The sequence below is a fragment of the Microbacterium sp. genome, from assembly GCF_031180975.1.
Classification (GTDB): Bacteria; Actinomycetota; Actinomycetes; order Actinomycetales; family Microbacteriaceae; genus Microbacterium.
The window spans coordinates 129,095-153,477 of sequence record NZ_JAPSLI010000004.1 but is presented as its reverse complement, the minus strand read 5'-3'; the positions used below and the strand labels follow the sequence as shown (position 1 = coordinate 153,477).

The window sequence follows — 24,383 nt, the reverse complement described above, 5'->3', positions numbered from 1 at the left end:
GGGTCAGGCGCGTGCGCCGACGAGCGGCACCGGCACACGGGACAGGATCTGCCGCAGCGCCGCTTCGACCGGCTGCGCGCCGGCGCGGTGCACGCCGCGCGCGGCCAGCAGCCGGTGCGCGAACACGGGGATGAGCAGGTCGGTGAGGTCATCGGGGACGACGAAGTCGCGGCCGTCGAGGGCGGCGTGCACCTTGGCCGCCCTGACCAGTTGCAGCGTGGCCCTCGGGCTCGCGCCGAGGTGCAGGCTGGGGTCCATCCGGGTGGCCTGGGCGAGGGCGACCGCGTACTCCTCGAGCGACTCGGCGACATGCACCCTGCGCGCCCACTCGATCAGCATCCGCACCGTGCGCGCGTCGGTCACCGGGGTCACCCGGGAGAGCGGGTTCACGGTCTCCCGCTGGCGGATCATCGTGGTTTCGGCGGCGGCGTCGGGGTAGCCCATCGAGATGCGCATCATGAACCGGTCGCGCTGCGCCTCCGGCAGGGGGTAGGTGCCCTCCATCTCCAGAGGGTTCTGCGTCGCGACGACCAGGAACGGGTCGGGCAGCGGGTGGCTGGCTCCGTCGACGGTGACCTGATGCTCCTCCATCGCCTCCAGCAGCGCCGACTGCGTCTTCGGCGAGGCGCGGTTGATCTCGTCGGCGATCACGATGTTCGCGAACACCGCGCCGCGCTTGAACTCGAACTCGCGGTCGACAGGGTCGTAGACGGCGACGCCGGTGACGTCGCCGGGGAGAAGGTCGGGGGTGAACTGGATGCGGCGGACGGCCGCGTCGACGCTGGCAGCGAGAGCCCTGGCGAGCATCGTCTTGCCGACACCCGGCACGTCCTCGATCAGCAGATGGCCCTCGGCGAGCAGGCACAGCAGTGCGCTGCGGACCGCATCCGGCTTCCCGTCGATCACCGACGACACCGACGCGATGATGCGGGACGTGTGCTCGGCGAACTGCTCGGCGGTGAGCCGTTCCACGCCCGCGGGCGCAGCGTCTACCGGATCGGCGATCTGCTCGTGCATGCGATGTCCCCCTGCGCCTCGTTGCGTGAGTCGATCGTAACCCGGCGGATGCCGGGACGGGGCGGGTGGGTTGGGCGATGCTGTCGGCGTCGGAGCCTCATATGACGTAACGATTTGCGCGGCGAGCGATCGCAAGGTATTCATTGCTTGAGCGTCTCTCTTCACCCCGGAGGACGGTTTCTTCGTTCTCGGGCACTGCCCCCTCTTGAGAGAGGCCTTACGCGATGGCGCGTATCGCACGTTTCTGGCTGCTTGCAATGGTCGCGGCGGTCGCCGTGGTCGGTGGGTTGCTGATCGCTCCTTATGAGGAGGCGGTTGCTGTTGAGCCTGCCGCTCGGGTCGCTCCTGCGTTGGAATCGCAGGAGGCGGATGCGATCGAGCCTCAGGTTCCGGCGGGTGATTTCGCCCCAGCGCCTGCCGAGGCAACGCCGGCACCGGCGGCGAGCGAGCCTGGGAAGCCGAGCGTCGGGTCGGTCAACCGGTGGGGGCTGACGTTGAAGGCGCGGCACGAGTACCGGAACGAGTTTGTCAACGCGGAGGGCGCGACGGTTGCGCAGTTGTCGGCGACGCCTTTGAACGCGCGGGACCGTCGGGGTGGGTGGGCGGAGATCAACCCGGATTTCCATCAGTCGGGCGAGGGCTGGCTGGTGCAGGCGCATCCGCTTGCGCCCCGGCTCGAGGAAACGGACAGTAGTCGGCGTCGCGTCGTCGTAGAGCGCAACGGGCACGAAGTTTCGCTGTCGCTGCTGGGCGCGGGGGCAGGGCGGATGGAGGCGCCGTTCTGGTTCTGGGATGACTGGTCGTCGATGGCGTTCCGTGACATCGCGGATGGTGAGGACGTCGAACTCGAGCTCACCAAGACGGCGATCAAGGATTCGGTGATCCTGAAGAAGCGTCCGCCGAAGGATCGTGATACCTGGACCTGGAAGATCGATGCCGGTGATCTCACGCCGAGGCTGACGGATGCTGATGTCCTTGAGTTCGTGGATGCTGCCGGTGATCTGGTGATGGTGAGCCCGACCCCGGTGGGGTGGGATTCGGCTGTGTCCGAGCATGACGGTGAGCGGGACGAGGTGGTGCTGGACGCGTCGCTGACGAAGGCTGCGGATGGCTCCTGGCGGTACTCGGTGACGGCTGATTCCGCTTGGTTGCAGTCGGACGAGCGCGTGTATCCGGTCACGATCGACCCGAGCATCACGGTGGCGCCGGTGAACAAGAACTCGTACAAGTCGAACGGCGCGCAGTACATCAACGAGCTGCATGTCGGCAACACGGCTGAGGTGTCGAACGGGTATTACTGGCGGGGCGTGGAGAACTTCGCCGGTGGCGACTCGGTGGGCACGTTGATCGAGGGCGCGAACTTGGGGATCGAGTACGCGGGCTTCAGCACGAATGCCGCGTCGGGTACGGTCAAGGTCGGCACGCAGTGGGAGTACACGGGTTTCGGGGCGCAGCTGGCGACGTACTCGCTGGGAACGGGGGCGGTGAATGTCACCGCGGCGACGTTCCAGGAGTACGTGGCGTCGCGGTTTGGCACGGCGAGGGCGACGAATGTGGCGTTCATGCTCACCGGTGGTGAGTCGTCGACGTATTCGCACAAGAAGGTCGTGTCGGATCTGTGGGTGCAGTATCACGATCACGTCAACCCGAGCATTGTCACGGGTTCGGGTGCTTCGCCGGCGAACGCGGCAACCGGCGTCACCCTGACGCCGACGTTGAAGTCGACAGCCACAGCAGTGACCGGCTCATCGCTGCGGTATTCGTTCATGATCGACACGGACTCCAACTGGGCCGTGGGAGATGCGCTCACCTATGTGTCGCCGGAGTCGACATCGTCGCAGGTGGTCGTGCCGGAGGGTGTGCTGAAGCCGGGGGTGAAGTACTACTGGCGCGCGTATGTCCGCGACGCGGGTTGGGACACGCATCTGGACCAGTCGACGTTGCGGTCGACGGGGGCGTGGTCTTTCACGACCAACCAGGTTCCGTGGCCGAGCACGCCCAGTTCTGCCACTCCGGGGAACGGGGTGGCGACGTCGCCGCAGACGCTGACGTCTTTGACCCCGGATCTGCAGGTGTCCGGTGTGCCGCTGGTGGACACGGATTCCACGACGCCGATGAAGTACGAGTTCACGGTAGCGACGGGGCAGGATGGTGCGACCGGCACGGTGGTGACCTCGCCCCTGGTCGCACCGGATGCGTCGGGCAAGGTGTCGTGGAAGGTACCCGCGGGCACGTTCGAGGACGGTGGCGTGTACACCTGGGTTCTGGCGTCGTATGACGGGGAGAACCGGTATTCGCCGAAGACATGGAAGCGCACGGTTAAGATCGACCGCCGGCTGGGGGCGTCGGGTCCGTCACCGTTCGAGACGGTCGGGCCGGTGTCGGTGAACCTGGCGAACGGGAACGTGAATGTTGGTTTCGCGTCGCCGACCGTGAACACGCTGGGCGGCCCGATGGGGATGTCGTTCTCGTATAACAGCCAGGAGGCTCCCGACGCGAACCGCGGGTTGAAGGCGGAGTACTTCGACGCCCGCAACAACCCGGGTGACGCGGCACCGCAGACGGCGGTGGAGTACAAGTTCACCAAGCCGGACAACTCGCCGCGGCATCCGGTGATCGTGCGGACAGACTCGTCAGTGTCGTTCGACTGGGGCATGGAGTCCCCTGCGGATGCCGTCCCCGAGGACGGGTTCCTGGCCCGATGGACCGGGTATGTGACCGTTCCGGCCGCGCTGGTGGGCAAGCCGATCCAGTTCGGGTTGCGCCGCGATGACGGGGCGAAGCTCTACATCGACGGGCAACTGGTGCTCGACAAGTGGAGCCTGAGCGCCCCGGTGACCGAGTACGCTCCTTCGCCGGCAGGCGGGTACGCGGCGGGTGCGCACGCGATCAGGGTGGAGTTCTTCGAGCGTTACGGCGGGGCGATTGCGGAGTTGTGGGTGAACGACGGCACGAAGGCGTATGTGGTGCCGCCGGACTGGTTCACCAAGGACGTGCAGACCCTTCCGGCGGGGTGGCGCTCGTCGACACCCATCGCCGGCGATGCGACGACTTGGGCGTCGGCGCAGATCACCACCTCGGCGGTGATCCTCACCGACACTTCGGGCACGGTGCACACGCACACCAAGCAGTCCACCGGCGGGTACAAGCCCCCGGTGAACGAATACGACATCGTGTCGCTCGACGCCACCGGGCGAGTCGTCGTGACGGACGAGTCCGGGACCGTGCACCAGTTCACCAAGGAAGGCCGCGTCGAGACATCCACGCCGCCTGCCGACGGGCTCAAGCCCGCCAACCCGATCTCGGTGGTGGACGGCAACGGGGTGGTGCGCTCCATCAACGACCCCGCGTCCGCATCGACGGTGAACGGTGTGACGACCTATGCGCGCTCGGTGCAGCTGAGGTATCAGGACGTGGACGCTTTCGTGTGCCCGACCGATACCGCCGCGGGGTATGTGGCGCCCCCGGCGGACATGCTGTGCCAGATCGAGTACCCCGACGGCAAGAAGACGCAGCTTTACTACAACGGGGCCGGCCAGCTCGCCGCGATCCAGGACCCCGGCCGCGAGTGGAACACTTTCGGGTATGACAACTCCGCCGGGCTGCTGACCACGATCCGCGACTCGCTGGCCAACGACGCGATCCTCGACGCAGGGCTCGCCGCGAGCGCGGCGTCGACCACTGCGATCGACTACGCGCTGTTGCCGCTGGATGCTGCGGTGACCGGTGCGGGCGCTCCCACGGCGTGGAAGGCGACGAAGATCACCCTCCCGGCGCCCGACGGGGTCACGGCGGCCCAGCGCCCGTCGAGCAGCTTCGCCTACCAGCCCTCGCAGACCTCGGTCACCACCGCCGGGATCACCGGAAGCACGGTGAGCGCGTTCGATGCGGCATGGCGACAGACTTCCGAGACATCGGTCATGGGGGTCAGGGCCACGCAGGAGTGGCACGCCACGAAGGACCTGTTGCTGTCAAGCACCGACGCCGCGCTGCGCAAGAGCACCACAATTTACGACGCCAACGACCGCGCCACGGACACGTACGGGCCGGCCCCGAACGTCTGCTACGGCGCCGACCGTCGCCCGGTCGCGAACCCGGCCGGCACCACCGGCTGCGGGATCGCGCCCACCCACGCCAGCACCGTGTACGACGGCGGGATGGCGGGCCTGCAGGCCACCTACTACCCGAACCGCACCCTGGCGGGCAAGCCCGCCCTGTTCGGCCTGGGCATCGGCGACGCCTCCGGCGCCATCACCCGCAACTGGGGCACCGCCACAGCCGGAGGTGCACTGTCGGCGGACAACTGGTCGCTGCGACTGACGGGGCTGATCACGTTCCCGCAGGCGGGCACGTACACGCTGCAGGCCCGCAGCGACGACGGCGTGCGGGTCTGGCTGGACGATGTCATCAACATGGATCGATGGGTGGGCCAGGTCGCCACCGACACCACCGGAGCCGCGATCACCGTCACCGCGGGGGAGACCCGCCGCATCCGCCTGGAGTACTTCGACGCCACGTCCGTCGCCGAACTGCACCTGAAATGGAAAACGCCGGGCGCGAGCACCTTCGCAATGATCCCGGGGGCGCAGCTGCGCCCCGACTACGGCCTGGTCACACAGACCTCCGTGGACGACGCCACCACCGTGGCCGGCGCCGCCGCCCCCGGCGTGACGATGGCCGCTGGGTATCAGCACCCGTGGCTGGGTGCCCGCACCGAGTCCACCCTGGACCCGACCGGCCTCGCACTCAAGACGACCGTCGGGTACGAGGCGCCGAGCACATCGAGCTGGCTGCGCAGACTGACCCGCACCCTCCCCGCGGGGAACACGACCGGCGCGCCCGCGACCGCGGCGACGACCACACAGTACTACGCTGCCGGGGAACAGGCACCGGCCGGGGTCTGCGCGGCAGCGGCCGGGGTGAACCAGTTCCAGTTCGCCAAGTCCACTACCGGGCCGACACCGCAATCCGGCACCCCCGTGGTCACGTACTACGGGTATGACGTGATGGGCCGCACCGTCGCGACCAAGACCACCGGCGACACCGGCTGGTCCTGCACCACCCTCGACGACCGCGGCCGCGTCACCACGCAGACCACCGTCGGGCAAACCGGCACCACCGCCCGCACCGCGACGACGTCCTACACCCCCACGGCCACCGGCCTCACCGCGGTGGAGACCGACACGGCGGTCGCCGGGGCGACGGGCGGGAAGATCACCACGAAGACCGACTTCCTCGGCCGCGTCACCTCTTACACCGACCTGTGGGGCACCACGACCCTCACCACCTACGAGGCCCTCACCGGCCGCGTCGCACAGACGACCACCACCCCGGCGGGCGGCACGGCGACCACCACCAAGGTCACCTACGACGCCGACGGGAAACCGCTGAAGACCACCATCGACGCGGTCGACTACGCCACCCTCACCTACACCGCCCCGACCGCACCGGCCACGGACCGCGAGCTCGCCTCGGTGACCTACACGGGCGGCTCCCGGCTCGACCAGATCCAGCGTGACCCCGCCGGTCGCACCATCAGCCACCGCTGGACCTTCCCCAGCGGCGCGACCGTCACCGACACCGTCGCACGCTCCCAGACCGGACGGATCGTGCAGGAGACGATGACCGACGGCACCGACACATACACATCCACCTACGGATACGACGCCGCCGGACGCCTCGTGAAAGCCAAGATCCCCGGCCACGATCTCACGTACGTGTTCGCCGGGTCCGGCGCGCCCGGGGTGAACACGGCTGCCGGCCGGTCGGGGAACCGCACCAGCCTCACCGACGTGTATACCCCGAAGGGGACCAGCGCCCCGGTCACGACGACCACCAGCTATCAGTATGACTGGGCCGACCGGCTCCTCTCTTCCACGGTCACCAATCCGATCCCGGGAGCCGATAGCATCACGGACGGGCTCGCCGCGGCGGATATCGCCTACGACGTCGCGGGGAACACCACCAAACTCGGCGCTGTCACCCTGACCTACGACGCGGCCGGCCAACATGCCGGGTCCACCTACACGGACGGCACGACCGTGACCATCCAGCGTGACGCCCACGGGCGTGTGGTTTCCCGCACCGTCGACCCCCTCGGACCGGCCGCGGGCGACCCAGCATCAACCACGACATACCTGTATGACGGTGACGATGATGTGCCCTTCGCGACAAAGACCGGCACGGCACTCACCCGCACCCTGGCGCTGCCCGGAGGGGTGTCCGTGACCCTCGCCGCGACCGCGGAGTGGCAGTACCCGAACCTGCTCGGCCACACCCTCGTCACAGGCAACGGCACCAGCCACGGCGCCATGCAGGTATTCGAACCCTTCGGCCAGGCACTGGACATGACCACCTACGCCATCGGCACCATCGCGGCCAACCGCACCGGACAGCACAACGGCGCAACAGGTTGGCACCAATCCGCGCGCAAGACCACCGAACTCGAGTCAACAGCCCTGATGATCGAGATGGGCGCCCGGCTCTACGTCCCCTCCCTCGGGCGATTCCTCCAAATCGACCCCGTCGAAGGAGGCGTCGACAACGACTACGTATGGCCCACCGACCCCATCGGCAACGAGGACCTAAGCGGAGAGTTTGCCCAGGCGTTGGCGCTCGGACTCGCAGGGCCCCCTGGATGGGCTGCACTTGCAGTTCTTGGTGTCCTCGCGATCGGGATTCTCGCCTATCAGGCCGTGCGCCAGGCTTCCCGAAGCCAGGCGATCGTGGTACCACGACCGCGTAGCAAGACTTTCCGTGCTAAGGCCAAATACAGCGTCTATGAGATACGGACTGCAAGGAGCCACAAGACATTCAAATACGGAATAACCAGCCAAAAGAACGCGAACGCGCGTCCCGCTTCTCAACTCGCCGCCTGCGCTCGGCACTTTGGTCGTACTTGCGAGTATCGTCATCTGCGGTCTGCCACAGGATTCTACGCGGCTCGAAAAATCGAGTACACGTATATTCGTGCGTATAGATCCAGATGGGGTGTGTGTCCGCCCGGTCAGTATTGGAGTTGTAGGTGATGAAGGCACTGACGCCGGGGCAACAGCGCAGGCTGGATGGTGTGATCGACGGAATGGGCTGGGACGGCCGCACCATCACGAGCGGTCGTTTCGTTCGGCTTCTCGATCCTGAGGGGGCACGTGGAGTCAGCTCACACATCGAGGTGGCACTGATCAACCTGACGGGTGAAGCCACGAAAAAGGTGCTCGCCGACATCTACCCGAAGGCAGGGTTCATACTGCAGGACTCTCGGTTTGTGATCGACGTGTCTGTTCCGATTGTTGTTCTCTCGGACAGGATGGTCCCCATGGCGCTGGGTAGAGCATCCGAAGTCGTGCAGCGGATGATCGATCCCAGGCGGCTCGTTTTGCCGGAGGGCGGGGGAGACCCGTTGCCCGAGCAGGTGAACCCGTTCGATTTCAGGAGTCAACTCAGCGCAGCACACGTGGGGCCGGATCTGCCGGGTGGTCTCTATACGGTCCGTGTTCATCATGTTCAGGAGGGCGCGGGTGTACGTGAGCAAATCCTCCTGCTTCTCGCGGGCGACGAGAAAGAGGCTGCCAAGTCCGGGTGCCAGGCAGTCGCTGCAACCCGACCACTTGCGGCGGAGGTGTTTAAACCGATGTGGAATCCGCCGATGCATGGTCTCGAGGTCATGAGAATCATTCACCGTCGGCGCCTGAGCGTGAGCGGATGCATCTCGTACTACCATCTGCCCGGTCCGAACGACGCGATATCATTATCGGGGTCGGCGGGGGCCGGCACGCCGAGATAGCGTGATCCCATATTCCGCGGTGGTGCCTGCCTCTGTGTGGGGACTAATGAAGCATGCATAACTTGATGGCCTACGCCCATGCCAGGGGATACCTTGTTAGATACATGGTAATGTTCCCGACTATGTTTTTCGGGGACGCCCCATACTGGCTAAAACTCACGGCGTACCTTTTTGCTCTGGGGCCCCTCTTGGGCGCGGCAGCGCTCGCCCGCAGGCGCGAACAGAAACGTGGCCCTGTTATCCTCCCGACATTCATAGAGAGTCTCGCGCGTTCGCACGCCGACATTCCGAAGCGGATCTTAGCTGCGGACTTGCCCGGGATTGTCGGTGTTCTCGCGGCCGGCGAGCTGAGAGCGTGTCATTTCCTGGTGAGCGAACGTAATGGCGTGACGAGCGTGGTGGTGGTCTCGCGCTGGTGGCCATACCGGGTACGCAAGCTCGAGCATTTTTCGGACGCCTCGGCGTGGCGGCATTGGGCGAAGTCGGTCGACGCACGCGTGCTACCTGGTGGCGCATATGCTGGAGCTGTCTTTCAGAGGTACTTCGAAAATCACCGCGAGATATTCGACGACTACGATGGTGACCGGGTTTGATGCTTCGAGACATCTCTTGGCCGCATGGACTAGTTGTCGTTGGGGCCACAAGAGTGGTGCTCGCTGCAGTGCGCGGCGCCATTCAGGCTACGAGTTGTTCGGTACGGCCGCCCGCAAGAACGTAGCGATGTTGATTGGGACCCTGGACAGGGCTAGCGATCAAGGGTGTCACCTTAGCGCGAGGGCAGCAACTTTCGCCTATCGAGAAGAATAGGACGGAGAGCTGCAATTGCTATACCTACACTCATCGGAGCTATTCGGTCATAGGCCATGAGGTACCTGTGTGACGGTGACGATGATGTGCCCTTCCGCGCATACGGTAATCGTCGCGCCGAGATGATCTAATGCCGAACTTCGGCCCAGTTGAGAGCGAGAATCCGTGAAAGGCTTGCTAAATTACGCCTACCGTAGGGGGTACGTCGCTAGCTACCTCCTCCTTTTCCCGCTGACCTTCTTTGGTGATGCGCCTTACTGGGTGAGACTGTCGATCTACTTGTCGATCTCATTGCCGCTCCTGGCGGTTGTTGGCCTTCTGCGATCCAGCGACGTGAGGCATGAGCGGATCGACCCGACATTCTCCGAGAGTTTAGCGCGATCGTCGCTCGCCATACCGAAGCGGTTCCAGGATGGCGACGGAATACTGGGCATTATCGGCGGCGGCGAAGCAAGAGGGTGCCATTTCATCGCATGGGAGTACGAGGGCAACGTCAGCGTAATGGTCGTAGCGCGATGGTGGCCATATCGCGTGCGGGATCTTAAGGATTTCTCGCGAGTGTCGGAGTGGCGGCGTTGGGCGGAGACGGTCGACGCGCGCGTGCTTGAAGACGGGCCGTACGCGGGGGCCGTATTCGCGAAATACTTCGAGGAGAACTTCAAGATCCTCGATGACCGCGAACATGACTATGGCTGACATGATGCTGCCACGCGATTGCGTTCATGCGCGAGAGGGCACCAACGACAGCGCAGGGACGCACCCGAGACTGCATTCCACAATCCATGGGCGGTTAGCAGCCGACTCCGCGCGTGAGGTGCTGTCAGCGCGGCGACGCGGATCGGACCTCCGATCCCGACACCCGGTGGGTCGATTGCGCCCCTCCCAGGCTATCTGCTGGGATGATACGGGATACATGCGTCCTAGATCAGTCTTTCAATCTGCCCGCTTGGAACGCGCGCGCAGGTTGGCCGGCGCCTCTCTCTTCATCGGTGGGTTCCAGTCGTAGCGCTAGCGATGACGCTCCGCGATGGTCCTCTACCCGTGGCGACATGCTCGGCGTTCTTAATGGCGCTCGGCGGCTGGCTCTGGCTGAGGCTCCCATCGACCGGAATAGAGATTGATGGTGAACAAGGCATCGTAGTCACGTCGTGGTGGAGCCGACGCCGATATGACCGCTACTCGCGATTCCGAGCCGAGCCATACACTGGAGCCTTCTTCATTCTGGGGTGGACGGTCTATGGAGGGCGTCTTGAGAGCGGCGTCGTAGTCGCCGAGACTCGTGATGGGCACGACATTCGACTTCACGGAAGCGTATGTAATCGCCGTACAGTGAGACATATCGGGGAAGCGCTCAATCGGTGGCTGGGCACTGACAGTGGGACAGGCGCCGGTCCTCGACGATCACGCCGGACGGACAGGTAGGGACTATTGAGTCAGCCGCGCAGCATCCGCTCGATCACGATCACGCTCGTGACGCCGTCGTCTTCTTTCGAGGCGGTGACCTCGCTGGGAAAGGCCTGCTCACCGACAGCGTCGTGCAAGGTTGGCGGATGGAATATTTGTGACATTTGACAAGAGCAAAACGGTGCGCGGTATCGGCACCCTCCCCAAGGTGCTGGCATTCCTGTACTTTGCGGGTGCGTGTGTCCTGGCCTGGCTGTTCCACGTCGAGGAGTCCCCGATAATGTCGATGCTGGTCTTCGTGGTTGCTGCGCTCATGCTCGTCGTTTCTTGTCGCATTCGTGTGTGGATTGAGGACGACGCGATACACATCCGTTCCTATTGGCGCACCCGACGATATTCGCGCCAAAGCCTGGATCTGGTGATGGTGGGTGAATATGGAGGGTGGTGGACGGGTGGCAGGCCAGCGCAGCTCATCGGATGGGCTCAGATCGACTTTTTTCGCTGCGATTCCTGGCAGGAGGATCGGGTTCCGGCGACGCTCTGTTTCACGAGCGTTGGCCGGCGGGCGGTCGAGGAGATCAATCACTGGATCGATACCGGAAGTAGTTGAAGACCTGCACGCAGAGGGACGACTGAACAGACGACTCTGCTACGAGCACCTCGGTCGCTACGGAGGCCTTGCCCGCGTACCGCCTCGCTGTGCAGGAGGGCATCCCCGGTGCCGAGGAGGAACTGACCGAATGGCTCGAGGAAGTGGGAGACGACGGCACTCAGCCGAACTGAGCGCCGCGCAGCGGCGCGTTCCGCCCTCGCACCTCGGGTAGACTGATCGACGGCTCTCCGCGTGACGGCATCCAGGCCAATTCCCCCAGGACGGAAACGTAGCAAGGGTAACCGGGCTCTGCCGGGTGCGCGGAGGGTCCTTTTCTTTGCCCCGACAGGCTCAGGGACCGGCTGAGTCGCCGGATCCCCAGCCGCCCGGAAGGTGCCGCTGGGAGGATCGTGACGTGACCATCGCACGCGAGCGCAGGAGCCGCTTCTCCCGCTTCCTCGCGCCGGTGTGCCTTCTGGCGCTCATGTGGGTGATCCAGGCGGCGGATGCCGTGCTGCCGGGCTCCTTCACCGGCTTCGGTCTACGGTCGTGGGACCCGGCGGGACTCGGCGGGATCATCCTCGGCCCGCTGCTGCATGCCGGCTGGGCGCACCTGATCGCGAACACGCTTCCGCTGCTCGTGCTCGGCTGCCTCGTCGCCGTGGAGGGCGCCGGCCGCTTCTGGGTCGTGACGGCCGTCGTCGCGCTGGTCGGGGGAGTCGGCACCTGGCTGGTGAACCCGCCCGGGGCGCTCACCGTCGGCGCGTCCGTCCTGGTCTTCGGATACTTCGCGTACGTGGTGCTGAGGGTCCTCATCCCCGGCCGCGTCTCGCACCGGCTGCTGTACGCGCTGATCGCGGTGATCGTCATCGTGCTGTATGGCGGATCGATGCTCGCCGGGGTGTTCGACCCCGGCACCGGCGTCTCCTGGCAGGCGCACCTCTTCGGGGGGATCGGAGGGGGCGTCGCCGCGCTCACCGGACGACGACGGCAGGGTCAGCCATGAGCCGGCGTCGGGGAGCGCGCGGACGACGGCCGGCCCGCCGCCGCACGACTCGCCGCGCGGGCCGCCCGCTCCTCGTCACCGTGATCGTCGCAGCGGCGGCATCCGTCTTCCTCGTGGTGCTCGGCCTGCTGACCTCGCATCGGCCGGCCGCGTTCTGCGCCGACGACCCTCAGGCCTATCCGCCGTTCGGCGTGCAGGGATGGCGCGGTGAGCAGCTCGAGAACGCGGCGACGATCGTGCGGACGGCGCAGGGACTCGGCTTCGCGCGCGACGGGCAGATCATCGGCGTGATGACCGCGATGGGCGAGAGTTCGCTCCGGAACATCGCCTACGGGGACTGGGAGACGTCCCGCGTGACGAACCCCGACGGGAGCCGCACGTCCAGCGTCGGGCTGTTCCAGCAGCAGGAGTGGTGGGGCACGGTCGAGCAACGGATGGACCCGGCGACGGCCGCCACCCTGTTCTACGAGCGGCTCGCGAAGCTGCCCGGCTGGCAGGACATGGAGCCCACGCACGCGATCAACCGGGTGCAGATCAACTCGGATCCGGAGCATTACGCGCGCTTCGAGGATGATGCGGCGGCCGTCGTCGACGCGCTATCGGGGGTGTGCGCGGGGCGGGGGTGAACGGGTGGCACTCTGGGGCCCTTCGATGAACTCAGGGATCCAGGGTGCGCGGAGGTGGGCGCGCATAGGCTGTGACCGTGGCGCGGAGCATCTACATCACCTCGGCCGAGGGGCACACCGGAAAATCCACCATCGCCCTGGGCGTGCTCGACGCGCTCATGCGCGTCTCGTCCCGGGTCGGAGTGTTCCGCCCGATCACCCGATCCGCCGTGGAGCGCGATGCGGTGCTCGAACTGCTGCTCGCCCACGACGGCGTGCAGCTCGACTACGACGACTGCGTCGGGGTGACCTACGACGACGTCCGCGCTGACCCCGACCACGCCCTGGCGACCATCGTGTCGCGCTTCAAAGACATCGAGGCACAGTGCGACGCGGTCGTCGTGATCGGCAGCGACTACACCGATGTCGCCAGCCCCGCCGAGCTCGGCTACAACGCCAGGGTCGCCGCGAACCTCGGCGCGCCAGTGCTCCTGGTCCTCTCCGGCCGCGACCAGCAGAACCAGGCCGAGCAGCTCGGCACGACCACCGCACGCACCCCCGAGCAGATCGTGCAGATCGCGGCGCTCGCCGTCGCCGAACTCGCCGACGAGCGCGCCGAGCTGTTCGCCGTGATCGTCAACCGCGCCGACCCCGACGCGCTGGTCGAGATCGTCGACAGCATCCGCACCGGCACGCCGGTCTGGGCCATCCCCGAGGACCGCGCGCTCGTCGCGCCGTCGATGCGCGGCATCATGCAGGCCGTCGGCGGACGCCTCGTGCGCGGCGCGGACGAACTGCTCGAACGCGAGGCCTACAGCGTCGTCATCGCCGGAATGTCGCTCGTGAACGTGCTGCCCCGGCTCACCGAGCGGGCGGTGGTGGTCATCCCCGCCGACCGCACCGAGGTGCTGCTGGCCACGCTGCTCGCCGCGGCATCGGGCACCTTCCCGCCCCTCGCGGGCATCGTGCTGAACGGGCCGTTCGAGCTGCCCGAGCCGATTCTGCGGCTCATCGACGGCGTGGACGTGACGATCCCGATCGTCGCCACCCACCTCGGCACCTACGACACCGCGGTGCGGATCATGGGCACCCGCGGCCGCATCACCGCGGAGTCCGCCGCGCGGTACCGCTCCGCGCTCGCCCTGTTCCAGACGCACGTCGACATCACCGAGCTCACCATCGAGATGGGGCTCGCCCGCTCCACCGTGGTCACGCCGCTCATGTTCGAGTACGGGCTCATCGAGCGCGCCCGCGCCGACCGCCGGCGCATCGTCCTGCCGGAAGGCGGCGACGACCGCATCCTGCGCGCAGCCGGCATCCTGCTCGCCCGTCAGGTCGCCGACCTGACCATCCTCGGCGACGAGCGCGAGATCCGCAGCAGGGCGGAAGCGCTCGGCGTCGACCTCTCAGCGGCGCAGGTGATCAGCCCGACCGACCCCGAACTCGTCGACCGCTTCGCGAAGGAGTACGCTCGCCTGCGCGCCCACAAGGGCGTCACCGTCCAGCAGGCCGCCGACACCGTCACCGACGTGTCGTACTTCGGCACGATGATGGTGCACCTCGGGCTCGCCGACGGCATGGTCTCCGGCGCCATGCACACCACGGCGCACACCATCCGGCCGTCGTTCGAGATCATCAAGACCCGCCCAGGTGTCGACGTCGTCTCGAGCGTGTTCCTCATGGCGCTCGCCGACCGCGTGCTCGTCTACGGCGACTGCGCGGTGATCCCCGACCCCACCAGCACCCAGCTCGCCGACATCGCCATCTCGTCTGCTGCGACCGCGCGGCAGTTCGGCATCGAGCCGCGCGTCGCGATGCTGTCGTACTCGACGGGAGAGTCCGGCTCGGGCGCCGACGTCGACAAGGTGCGTGAGGCGACCGCGCTGGTCAGAGAGCGGATGCCGGACCTGCCGGTGGAAGGCCCCATCCAGTACGACGCGGCCGCCGACGCCGCAGTCGCCAAGGCGAAGCTGCCCGAGTCGGCGGTGGCCGGCCGTGCCACGGTGTTCGTGTTCCCCGACCTCAACACCGGCAACAACACCTACAAGGCGGTGCAGCGCTCCGCCGGAGCGGTGGCGATCGGGCCGGTGCTGCAGGGCCTGAACAGGCCGATCAACGACCTGTCGCGCGGCGCCCTGGTCGACGACATCGTCAACACCGTCGCGATCACCGCCATCCAGGCGCAGTCCATCCAGGCGCAGGGGGAGAAGTCGTGAGCGTCGTGCTCGTCATCAACAGCGGCTCATCGTCGCTGAAGTACAGCCTGATGGACATGGCGCGGGAGGCCGAGATCGCGAGCGGCCTGATCGAGCGGATCGGGCAGGACAGCGGCATCGTCGGGCACACCGTGCGCATGCATGCCGAGCCCGGTGAGCCGGCGCCGGCGATGCTCGACGCCCGCTACTCAGACGAACGCCCCATCGCCGACCACGACGAGGCGTTCGCCGTCATGCTCACCCAGTTCGAGGAGCACGGGCCGAGCCTGCGCGAGCACCCACCTGTGGCGGTGGGCCACAGGGTCGTGCACGGCGGCGCCCGCTTCTTCGAGCCGACCGTCATCACGCCGCTCGTCGAGATCAACATCGACGACCTGTCGGTGCTCGCCCCGCTGCACAACCCCGCCAACCTGGCCGGCATCCGCGCGGCGAAGGCGGCGTTCGGGGATGTGCCGCACGTGGCGGTGTTCGACACCGCGTTCCACCAGACTCTGCCCCCGGCCGCATACACCTACGCCATCGACGCTGAGACCGCGCGCGCCAACCGCGTGCGCCGGTACGGCTTCCACGGCACCAGCCACAAGTACGTCAGCGAGCAGGCGGCCGCATTCCTCGATCGGCCCCTCAGCGAGCTGAGGCAGCTCGTGTTCCACCTCGGCAACGGCGCGTCGATGACAGCGATCGACGGCGGCCGCTCGGTGGAGACCTCGATGGGATTCACGCCCCTGGAAGGGCTGGTGATGGGCACCCGGTCGGGCGACATCGACCCCGCGATCCTGTTCCACCTCGCCCGCAGAGCCGGGCTGGGCACCGACGAGCTGGACACCCTGCTCAACAAGCGCAGCGGCCTGCTCGGCCTCGCCGGACGCAGCGACATGCGCGACATCCTCGCCGGAAGGGATGCCGGAGAGCCGGCCGCCACGCTGGCCTACGACGTGTACATCCACCGGCTCCGCGCGTACGCCGGCGCCTACATCGCACAGCTCGGGGGAGTGGACGTCATCTCGTTCACAGCAGGCGTCGGCGAGAACGCCGCCCCCGTACGGGCCGACGCCCTGGCCACGCTGGGATTTCTCGGCGTGACGGTCGACCCCGACCGCAACGGGACGCGCGGCTCCGGCATCCGCCGCATCTCGACCGACGACTCCCGCGTCGCCGTCCTCGTGGTGCCCACCGACGAGGAGCTGGAGATCGCCCGCCAGACCCTCAGCGTCGCCTGAACATCCGCACTCTCGCGGCCCACGCGCCGCGGCGATCTCGCTACGCTGGAACCCGCGCACCGTGAGTGCCGGCCCGCCCGTCCCCTGGAGGCATCAGTGCCCGAGCAACTGCCCGATCTGCACCGCACCGCGGGGGTCCTGTTCGACCTCGACGGCGTCCTGACGCCGACCGCCGAAGTGCACATGCGCGCGTGGAAGAAGGTGTTCGACGAGGTGTTCGCCCGTTGGGGCATCGAGGCGCCGTACACCGACGCCGACTACTTCGCGTACGTGGACGGCAAGAAGCGGTACGACGGCGTCGCCAGCCTGCTGCGCAGCCGCAACGTGGAGATCCCCTGGGGGCAGGTCGACGACCCGCCCGAGGCCGAGACGATCTCCGGCATCGGCAACCGGAAGAACGCGGCGTTCGCGGCCACACTGCGCAGCGAGGGCATCGCCCCGTACCCCGGATCGCTTGCGCTCATCGAGAGCCTGCGCGACGCGGGCGTGCCGATGGGGGTGGTGTCCAGCTCGAAGAACGCCGAAGAGGTGCTCGCCAGCGCCGGCATCCGCGACTTCTTCCGCGCCGTGGTCGACGGCGTCGTCGCCGAGCGCGACGAGCTCGCCTCCAAGCCCTCGCCGGACATGTTCCGCGAGGGCGCGCGGATGCTGGGTGTCGACCCTGCCGCCGCCGCGGCGGTCGAGGATGCCGTCTCGGGTGTCGCCTCCGCGGCATCCGCCGGGTACGGGATCGTCGTCGCGGTCGACCGCGGGGCGGGGCCCGAGGCCCTGCGCGACGCCGGTGCGACCTGTATCGTCGATGACCTCGCCCGGTTGCTCGCCGACGGCTGACCCGACCCGTCACCAACCCCACCCGAACCCCCCTCGTCCCGGAGGACGCATGATCGACCGCGACCGCTACCCCGTCGACCCCTGGCGTCTCGTCGAGACCCGCTACGAGCAGGACGGCGTCGCCGAGACGCTGTTCGCCGTCGGCAACGGCTACCTGGGCCTGCGGGGAAACCACATCGAGGGCCGCGGGGCGCACGAGCACGGCACGTTCATCAACGGCCTGCACGAGACTTGGCCGATCCGTCACGCCGAGCAGGCGTACGGGTTCGCCGAGGTCGGCCAGACGATCGTGAACGCCCCCGACGCGAAGATCATGCGGCTGTACGTCGACGACGAGCCGCTGTCGTTCGACGAGGCGGACATCCACGAGTACCGTCGCGAGCTCGACATGCGCACCGGCGTGCTCAGCCGGCACGTGCTGTGGGAGACCCCGTCCGGCAAGCGGGTGCATCTGCGCGACGAGCGGATCGTGAGCTTCGACGAGCGCCACCTGGCCGTGTTGCGTCTGGAGGTCACCGTCGAGAACGCCGACGCGCCCGTGACCGTCAGCTGCCAGCTGTTGAACCGTCAGGACGGCGCCGGCATCTACGCCGGCAACCCGATGCAAGCGCAGAAGAAGGGGCAACCGGCCTTCGATCCGCGTAAGGCGGAGAAGATCACCAAGCGGGTGCTGGAGCCGGTGGAGTACTGGCAGGACGGACTGCGCTCGGCCCTGTCGTACCAGGTCAGCGACTCGGGGATGACTGTCGCCGTGGTGGCCGACCACATCATCGAGACGGACAACGACTACAGCGCCCGCACGCTCATCGAGCCGGACGTCGCGAAGAACGTGTTCCGGGTGCAGGCGAAGGCCGGCATCCCCACCCGCATCACGAAGGTGGTCAGCTACCACACGTCCCGGGGCGTTCCGGCGCGCGAGCTGGTGGACCGCTGCCGGCGCACCCTCGACCGCGCGGCCGTCGAAGGCGTGCAGACGCTGTTCACCCGCCAGGCGGAATGGCTCGCCGCGTTCTGGGAGCGTTCGGACGTGCGCATCACCGGCCGCGACGACCTGCAGCAGGCGACCCGCTGGTGCCTGCTGCAGCTCGCCCAGGCGGCGGCCCGAGCAGACGGCGCCGGCGTGCCCGCGAAGGGGCTCACAGGGTCGGGCTACAGCGGCCACTACTTCTGGGACACCGAGATCTACGTGCTCCCCTTCCTCACCTACACGTCGCCGCTGTGGGCCCGCAATGCGTTGCGCGCGCGGGTGCTGATGCTGCCCGCCGCCCGTCGCCGCGCCGCGCAGCTGAATGAGGCGGGCGCGCTGTTCCCGTGGCGCACGATCAACGGTGAGGAGGCGTCCGCGTACTACGCCGCCGGCACGGCGCAGTACCACATCAACGCCGACGTGAGCTTCGCGCTGGGCAAGTACGTCCGCGCCACCGGCGACGAGGGATTCCTGCGCCGTGAGGGTGCCGACATCGCCGTCGAGACCGCCCGCCTGTGGGCCACCCTCGGCTTCTGGCGCGGCACGAACGGCGACGCCACGTTCCACATCCACGGCGTCACCGGCCCGGACGAGTACACCACCGTCGTCAACGACAACCTGTTCACGAACGTGATGGCGCGCTACAACCTCCGCTACGCCGCCAGCGTCGTGCGCGAGATGGCCGTCGACGACCCTGCCGCGTACGAGGCGCTCGTCGACCGCACCGGACTCGACGAAGGCGAAGCGGATGCCTGGGAGCGCGCCGCCGAGGCGATGCACATCCCGTTCAGCGAGAGCCTCGGCATCCACCCGCAGGACTCGCTGTTCCTCGAGCGCGAGGTGTGGGATCTGGAGGGCACCCCGCGCGAGCAGCGGCCGCTGCTGCTGCACTTCCACCCGCTGGTCATCTACCGCTTCCAGGTGCTGAAGCAGGCGGACGTTGTGCTGGCGCTGTTCCTGCAGGGCAACCACTTCACCGCCGAGGAGAAGCTCGCCGACTTCCAGTACTACGACCCGCTGACCACGGGCGACTCCACCCTGTCCGCGGTCGTGCAGTCGATCATGGCGGCCGAGGTCGGATACCAGGAGCTCGCGCAGGAGTACTTCGAGCAGGCGATCTTCGTCGACCTCGGTGATCTGCACCACAACGCCGCGGACGGCGTGCACGTCGCGTCGGCGGGCGGCGTCTGGACGGCGCTGGTGTGCGGCTTCGGCGGCATGCGCGACTACCACGGCGAGCTCAGCTTCGACCCGCGGCTGCCGGTGGACTGGCCGGAGCTGTCGTACCCGCTGCAGTGGCAGGGCTCATCGCTGTACGTCACAGTGAACCGTGACCGACTGCGCGTCGAGGTGCGCAGCGGCGATCCGGTCGAGTTCACCGTGCGGGGCGAGACGTTCCGCGCCGCGGTGGGGCAGGATGCCGTGATCGCGCTGGCCGACCAGGGGCCGGTGCGTCCAGGCCGTCCCTCGCTGCAGCAGTTCGCGGATGCTCGGCGCGAGGACGGCACGCTCATGTCGCCGACGGTGCCGATCACGACGTCCGCGATCCCGGTGATCGAGTTCAACGAGGACTGAACGGCGGCGCCGGTCGGTCGCAGGCGCTCGCGGCCGGTGCTCCCGGCCGACCGGGCGGAGTGTCGGCGGCACGCCGTAGGCTGGACAGGTGACGACAGCCCTCTACCGCCGCTACCGGCCCGAGACCTTCGGGGAGATGATCGGGCAGTCCCAGGTGACCGATCCGCTCATGACCGCGTTGCGCGGTGACCGCGTCGGCCACGCCTACCTCTTCTCCGGACCCCGCGGGTGCGGCAAGACGACCTCCGCACGCATCCTCGCGCGCTGCCTGAACTGCGCCGAGGGGCCCACTGACACCCCGTGCGGCGTGTGCCCGAGCTGCGTCGAACTGTCCCGCGCCGGCGGTGGGTCGCTGGATGTGGTGGAGATCGACGCCGCGAGCCACAACGGTGTCGACGACGCCCGCGACCTTCGCGAGCGGGCGACGTTCGCCCCGAGTCGCGACCGGTTCAAGATCTTCATCCTCGACGAGGCGCACATGGTCACCCCGCAGGGGTTCAACGCGCTGCTGAAGCTCGTCGAGGAGCCTCCGGCACACGTGAAGTTCATCTTCGCGACCACCGAGCCCGAGAAGGTGCTCGGCACGATCCGCTCGCGCACTCACCACTACCCGTTCCGGTTGGTGCCGCCCGCGGCGATGCTCGAGTACGTCGAGAAGCTGTGCGCCGAGGAGGGAGTGCAGGTCGCGCAGGGCGTGCTGCCCTTGGTGGTTCGGGCCGGGGGAGGCTCCCCGCGTGACACGCTCTCGCTGCTCGACCAGCTGATCGCCGGGTCGGACTCCGCGGAAGGGTCCACGACCCCGTTCGTCACCTACGAGCGGGCCGTCGCACTGCTCGGCTACACCCACGCGGCGCTGCTCGACGAGATCGTCGACGCGCTCGCCGCGGGCGACGCGTCCGCCGCCTTCCCGGCCGTGGATCGTGTGATCCAGACCGGGCAGGACCCGCGGCGCTTCGTAGACGATCTGCTGGAGCGGCTCCGCGATCTGATCGTGATCGCCGCGGTCGGCGACGGCGCGTCCGCCGTGCTCCGCGGCATCCCCGACGACGAGCTGCAGCGCATGCGCACCCAGGCCGGGGCGTTCGGGGCGGCGCGCCTGTCGCGCACCGCCGATCTGGTCAGCCAGGCGCTCGACGACATGACCGGCGCGACCTCGCCACGGCTGCACCTCGAGCTGATGGTCGCGCGGGTGCTCGCCGGCGCGCCGGCGGGCGCCGCTTCCTCGACTACCCCGGTCGTTGAGCGAGCGAGCGGTTCCCCCTCCCCGGTTGTTGAGCGAGCGAGCGCAGCGAGCGAGACGAAACGCGCCGACGCCGATGGCACGGAGCGCGCCGCCCCAGCATCCGGCCCCGAGGGTGCGAGCGCATCCCCGTCCCCAGTCGCGGAGCCTGCACGCCCGGTTGTTGAGCGAGCGAGCGCAGCGAGCGAGACGAAGCGCGCCGACGCCGAAGGCACGGAGCGCGCCGCCCCAGCATCCGTCCCCGCGGGTGCGAGCGCATCCCCGTCCCCGGTCGCCGAGCCTGCACCTCCGGTCGTTGAGCGAGCGAGCGCAGCGAGCGAGACGAAACGCCCCGACGCCGGAGGCACGGAGCACGCCGCCCCAGCATCCGCTCCGGCAGCGTCCGGACCCGTCACGTTCGCGCGGATCACCTCGGCATGGCCGACGATCCTGACGCGACTCGAGACGATCAGCCGGGCGTCGTGGCTGGTCGTCACGGCCGTGCAACCCCTCGCATACGACAGCGACAGCGAGGTGCTCACCCTCGGGTTCACCAGCCCCAGCGATGTCGCGCGGTTCAAGGGCACCACCCCGGGCAAGAGCACGTCCGACCATCTGCGCAGCGCGATCGAGCAGGAGCTCGGCGTGCGGGTGAAGTACCGGCCCGCTCCGCTGCCGCCGGGCGGCGGCTCGGCGCCGGGATCGACGGACGGTCCCGACTCCGGCGGCGGGTCGTCGCGTCCGCCCGCCGGCCCCGCCTCGCCGGCCGCCGGGTCCGGTCGCGCCGCGCCGTCGGGTGCGGGCCGACCGATGGACGATGCTCCCGCCGCGGGATGGGCAGGCGCCGCACCGTCCGGGGGGCGTGGCCCGGCATCCGACTCCGAACCGACCCCGTCCGCGCCTGCCCCGCCCGCGGGCGGCACCCGAGCGGCATCCGCCGCCGTCACGGAGTGGGCCGTCGCCCCGATCCCGACTTCCGCTCCCGCGGTGGCCGTGGCGGAAGCCACCCCGCCTGCGCCGCAGTTCGCTGTCGACGAAGAGCCTGCCGAGGTCGAGGCCGCCGCGTCCGCTCCGGCCGCGCCGGTCGACGGCGCTGCCGACACCGACGTGCCGCCGCTGCCCGACGACGACTACCCGCCCTACGACGACGAGCCGCCGTACGATCCCGCCTACGACGGGCCGCCCGAGCCGCTCGGGCAGCGCCAGGCACCGGGCGTCCGCACCGCGGCACCCGTCGCGAGCGCGCCGGACGTACCGGCCCGCACCGCCGCGCCCACTCGCCCCGACCGCGTGGCCTCTCCCGCAGCGACCCCCACCGTGAGCACCCGCGCCGCCGCCCCGCAGGGCGTGCAGCGCTACGGCGAAGCGGTCGTGCGCCAGGTGCTGGGCGCGCGGTTCGTGCGTGAAGAGCCGTTCCAGCCCCCGACGAGGTTCTCCTGATGTATGACGGCATCGTCCAAGAGCTGATCGACGAATTCGGCCGACTTCCCGGCATCGGGCCGAAGTCCGCACAGCGCATCGCCTTCCACATCCTGCAGACGCCGAGCTTCGATGTCGCGCGCCTGTCGGCGCTGCTCACCGAGGTGCGCGAGCGCGTGCGGTTCTGTGAGATCTGCGGCAACGTGTCCGAGCAGGACCGCTGCGCCATCTGCCGCGACCCGCGCCGCAACCCCGAGCTGATCTGCGTCGTCGAGGACGCCAAGGACGTCGCCGCGATCGAACGCACCCGCGAGTTCCGCGGGCTGTACCACGTGCTCGGAGGGGCGATCAGTCCGATCGCCGGCGTCGGCCCCGACGATCTGCGCATCGCCCAGCTGATGAGCCGACTCGCGGACGGCACCGTGCAGGAGGTCATCCTCGCGACCAACCCCAACCTCGAGGGGGAGGCGACCGCGAGCTACCTCAGCCGACTGCTCACCAGCATGCAGATCACGGTCAGCCGACTGGCATCCGGTCTGCCCGTCGGGGGCGACCTCGAGTACGCCGACGAGGTCACGCTCGGTCGTGCGTTCGAAGGCCGCCGGCGCGTATGAGCGCGCACGGGTTCACGCGTCGAGGCTGGATCCTCTTCGCCGTGATGTCGTTCGTCTGGGGCATCACATACCTGTTCATCAAGGAAGCGGTCGACTCGTTCAGCCCGCCCGCCGTCGTGGCAGGACGCACCCTGCTCGGCGGTCTCGTGCTGCTGCCGTTCGCCCTCCGCAGCGGCGCCCTGAAGGCCGCGTGGAAGCACTGGCCGTGGGTGTTGGCGTTCGGGGCGGTCGAGATGGCCGGGCCATTCCTGCTGCTCAGTCATGCCGAGACCCGACTGCCCTCGGGCATGACCGGACTGCTGGTCGCCACCGTGCCGCTGTTCGCCGTGCTCATCGGAATGATGCGCGGCGATCGCTCCGCGCTGGCTCCGGTGCGCCTCGGCGGGCTGCTGCTCGGTTTCGCCGGTGTCGCCATCGTCGTCGCCGGACCAGGCCTGTTCCCGCAGGGCACGGGCAGCGTGATCGCGATCGGCGAGATCCTGCTCACGGCGCTGCTCTACGCCATCGCGCCGTTCATCATCGCGCACAAGCTCGCCGACGTCCCGTCGCTGGGCACGATCACGCTTGCCCTGTTCGCGATCGGCCTGGCCTATCTGCCGGTGGCCCTGCTCACCCAGCACGAGCTGCCGACGCTCCGCTCGACAGTGTCGCTCGGGCTGCTCGGCGTCGTCTGCACGGCGTTCGCGTTCGTGGCGTTCTTCGCCCTCATCCGCGAGGTCGGGCCGGTGCGCGCGCCGCTGTTCACGTACGTCAATCCGGTGGTCGCGATCCTGCTCGGCGCCGTGGTGCTCGCCGAGCCGGTCACCCTCGGTCTGCTCGTCGGCTTCCCGGTCGTGCTGCTCGGATGCTGGCTCGCCGCCACAGGCGGCCGGCTCCGCCCGCCCGCATCGCTCGACGCCGGCACGCCGGATCTCACCACGGGCCCGGTCGTCACGGTCGAGACGGCGGGGCCCGTCGTGCGCCCCGACGTCGACCGCTGAGGCGGAGCGCCGCCCTGCCGGCATCCGCCCCGTCCGGCATCCGCCCCGTCGATGTGGCGCATCTGGTCGGCCCGCGCCCGTAACGCTGGCATCCGCCCCGTCGATGTGGCGCATCTGGTCGGCCCGCG

At 68.3% G+C, this 24,383-nt stretch carries 15 protein-coding genes and 1 other RNA gene; 15 read left to right on the top strand and 1 reads right to left on the bottom strand.

The window, feature by feature from the left end:
* Positions 1-3: 3 nt before the first annotated feature.
* Positions 4-1,017, bottom strand: a complete 1,014-nt coding sequence (locus tag RIF65_RS07270; protein ID WP_309065448.1) for an AAA family ATPase — start codon at positions 1,015-1,017, stop codon at positions 4-6.
* Between the two features lie 224 nt (positions 1,018-1,241).
* Between RIF65_RS07270 and RIF65_RS07265 the strand changes: the two genes are divergently transcribed.
* The 15 genes from RIF65_RS07265 (at position 1,242) to RIF65_RS07195 (ending at position 24,255) form a co-directional block, all read left to right on the top strand.
* The gene (locus tag RIF65_RS07265) at positions 1,242-8,045 is read left to right on the top strand and encodes a PA14 domain-containing protein (protein ID WP_309065447.1); all 6,804 of its coding nucleotides are present in this window, start codon (positions 1,242-1,244) and stop codon (positions 8,043-8,045) included.
* A complete protein-coding gene (locus tag RIF65_RS07260) occupies positions 8,042-8,800 on the top strand; it encodes a hypothetical protein (RefSeq protein ID WP_309065446.1) in 759 nt (252 codons plus the stop codon). Before RIF65_RS07265 ends, RIF65_RS07260 begins: the two co-directional genes overlap by 4 nt.
* A 62-nt stretch (positions 8,801-8,862) precedes the next feature.
* On the top strand, positions 8,863-9,393 hold the full coding sequence (locus RIF65_RS07255; protein WP_309065445.1) for a hypothetical protein: 531 nt from the start codon (positions 8,863-8,865) through the stop codon (positions 9,391-9,393).
* A gap of 475 nt (positions 9,394-9,868) precedes the next feature.
* A complete protein-coding gene (locus RIF65_RS07250; protein ID WP_309065444.1) occupies positions 9,869-10,303 on the top strand; it encodes a hypothetical protein in 435 nt (144 codons plus the stop codon).
* Between the two features lie 865 nt (positions 10,304-11,168).
* The gene (locus RIF65_RS07245) at positions 11,169-11,621 is read left to right on the top strand and encodes a hypothetical protein (RefSeq protein ID WP_309065443.1); all 453 of its coding nucleotides are present in this window, start codon (positions 11,169-11,171) and stop codon (positions 11,619-11,621) included.
* A gap of 221 nt (positions 11,622-11,842) precedes the next feature.
* Positions 11,843-11,939: signal recognition particle sRNA small type (ffs, locus tag RIF65_RS07240), an RNA gene on the top strand.
* A 79-nt stretch (positions 11,940-12,018) separates the two neighbouring features.
* Positions 12,019-12,609: a rhomboid family intramembrane serine protease gene (locus tag RIF65_RS07235; protein WP_309065442.1), complete on the top strand. Its 591-nt coding sequence runs from the start codon at positions 12,019-12,021 to the stop codon at positions 12,607-12,609.
* A complete protein-coding gene (locus RIF65_RS07230; RefSeq protein ID WP_309065441.1) occupies positions 12,606-13,235 on the top strand; it encodes a hypothetical protein in 630 nt (209 codons plus the stop codon). The genes RIF65_RS07235 and RIF65_RS07230 overlap by 4 nt, the downstream gene beginning before the upstream one ends.
* A gap of 77 nt (positions 13,236-13,312) precedes the next feature.
* Complete coding sequence (pta, locus tag RIF65_RS07225; RefSeq protein WP_309065440.1) at positions 13,313-15,430, top strand: phosphate acetyltransferase; 2,118 nt, start codon at positions 13,313-13,315, stop codon at positions 15,428-15,430.
* Entirely contained in the window at positions 15,427-16,650 is a 1,224-nt protein-coding gene (locus RIF65_RS07220; RefSeq protein WP_309065439.1) for an acetate/propionate family kinase, read from the top strand. Before pta ends, RIF65_RS07220 begins: the two co-directional genes overlap by 4 nt.
* Before the next feature lie 96 nt (positions 16,651-16,746).
* Complete coding sequence (locus RIF65_RS07215) at positions 16,747-17,481, top strand: HAD family hydrolase (RefSeq protein WP_309065438.1); 735 nt, start codon at positions 16,747-16,749, stop codon at positions 17,479-17,481.
* Between the two features lie 49 nt (positions 17,482-17,530).
* Entirely contained in the window at positions 17,531-20,023 is a 2,493-nt protein-coding gene (locus tag RIF65_RS07210) for a glycoside hydrolase family 65 protein (RefSeq protein WP_309065437.1), read from the top strand.
* Positions 20,024-20,111: 88 nt separating this feature from the next.
* Positions 20,112-22,682, top strand: coding sequence for a DNA polymerase III subunit gamma and tau (locus tag RIF65_RS07205; protein ID WP_309065436.1), 2,571 nt, complete (start codon positions 20,112-20,114; stop codon positions 22,680-22,682).
* Entirely contained in the window at positions 22,682-23,275 is a 594-nt protein-coding gene (recR, locus tag RIF65_RS07200; RefSeq protein WP_309065435.1) for a recombination mediator RecR, read from the top strand. Before RIF65_RS07205 ends, recR begins: the two co-directional genes overlap by 1 nt.
* Positions 23,272-24,255 carry a DMT family transporter gene (locus tag RIF65_RS07195; protein WP_309065434.1) on the top strand — a complete coding sequence of 328 codons (984 nt, stop codon included), beginning with the start codon at positions 23,272-23,274 and terminating at the stop codon, positions 24,253-24,255. The genes recR and RIF65_RS07195 overlap by 4 nt, the downstream gene beginning before the upstream one ends.
* The last annotated feature ends 128 nt before the right edge of the window (positions 24,256-24,383 follow it).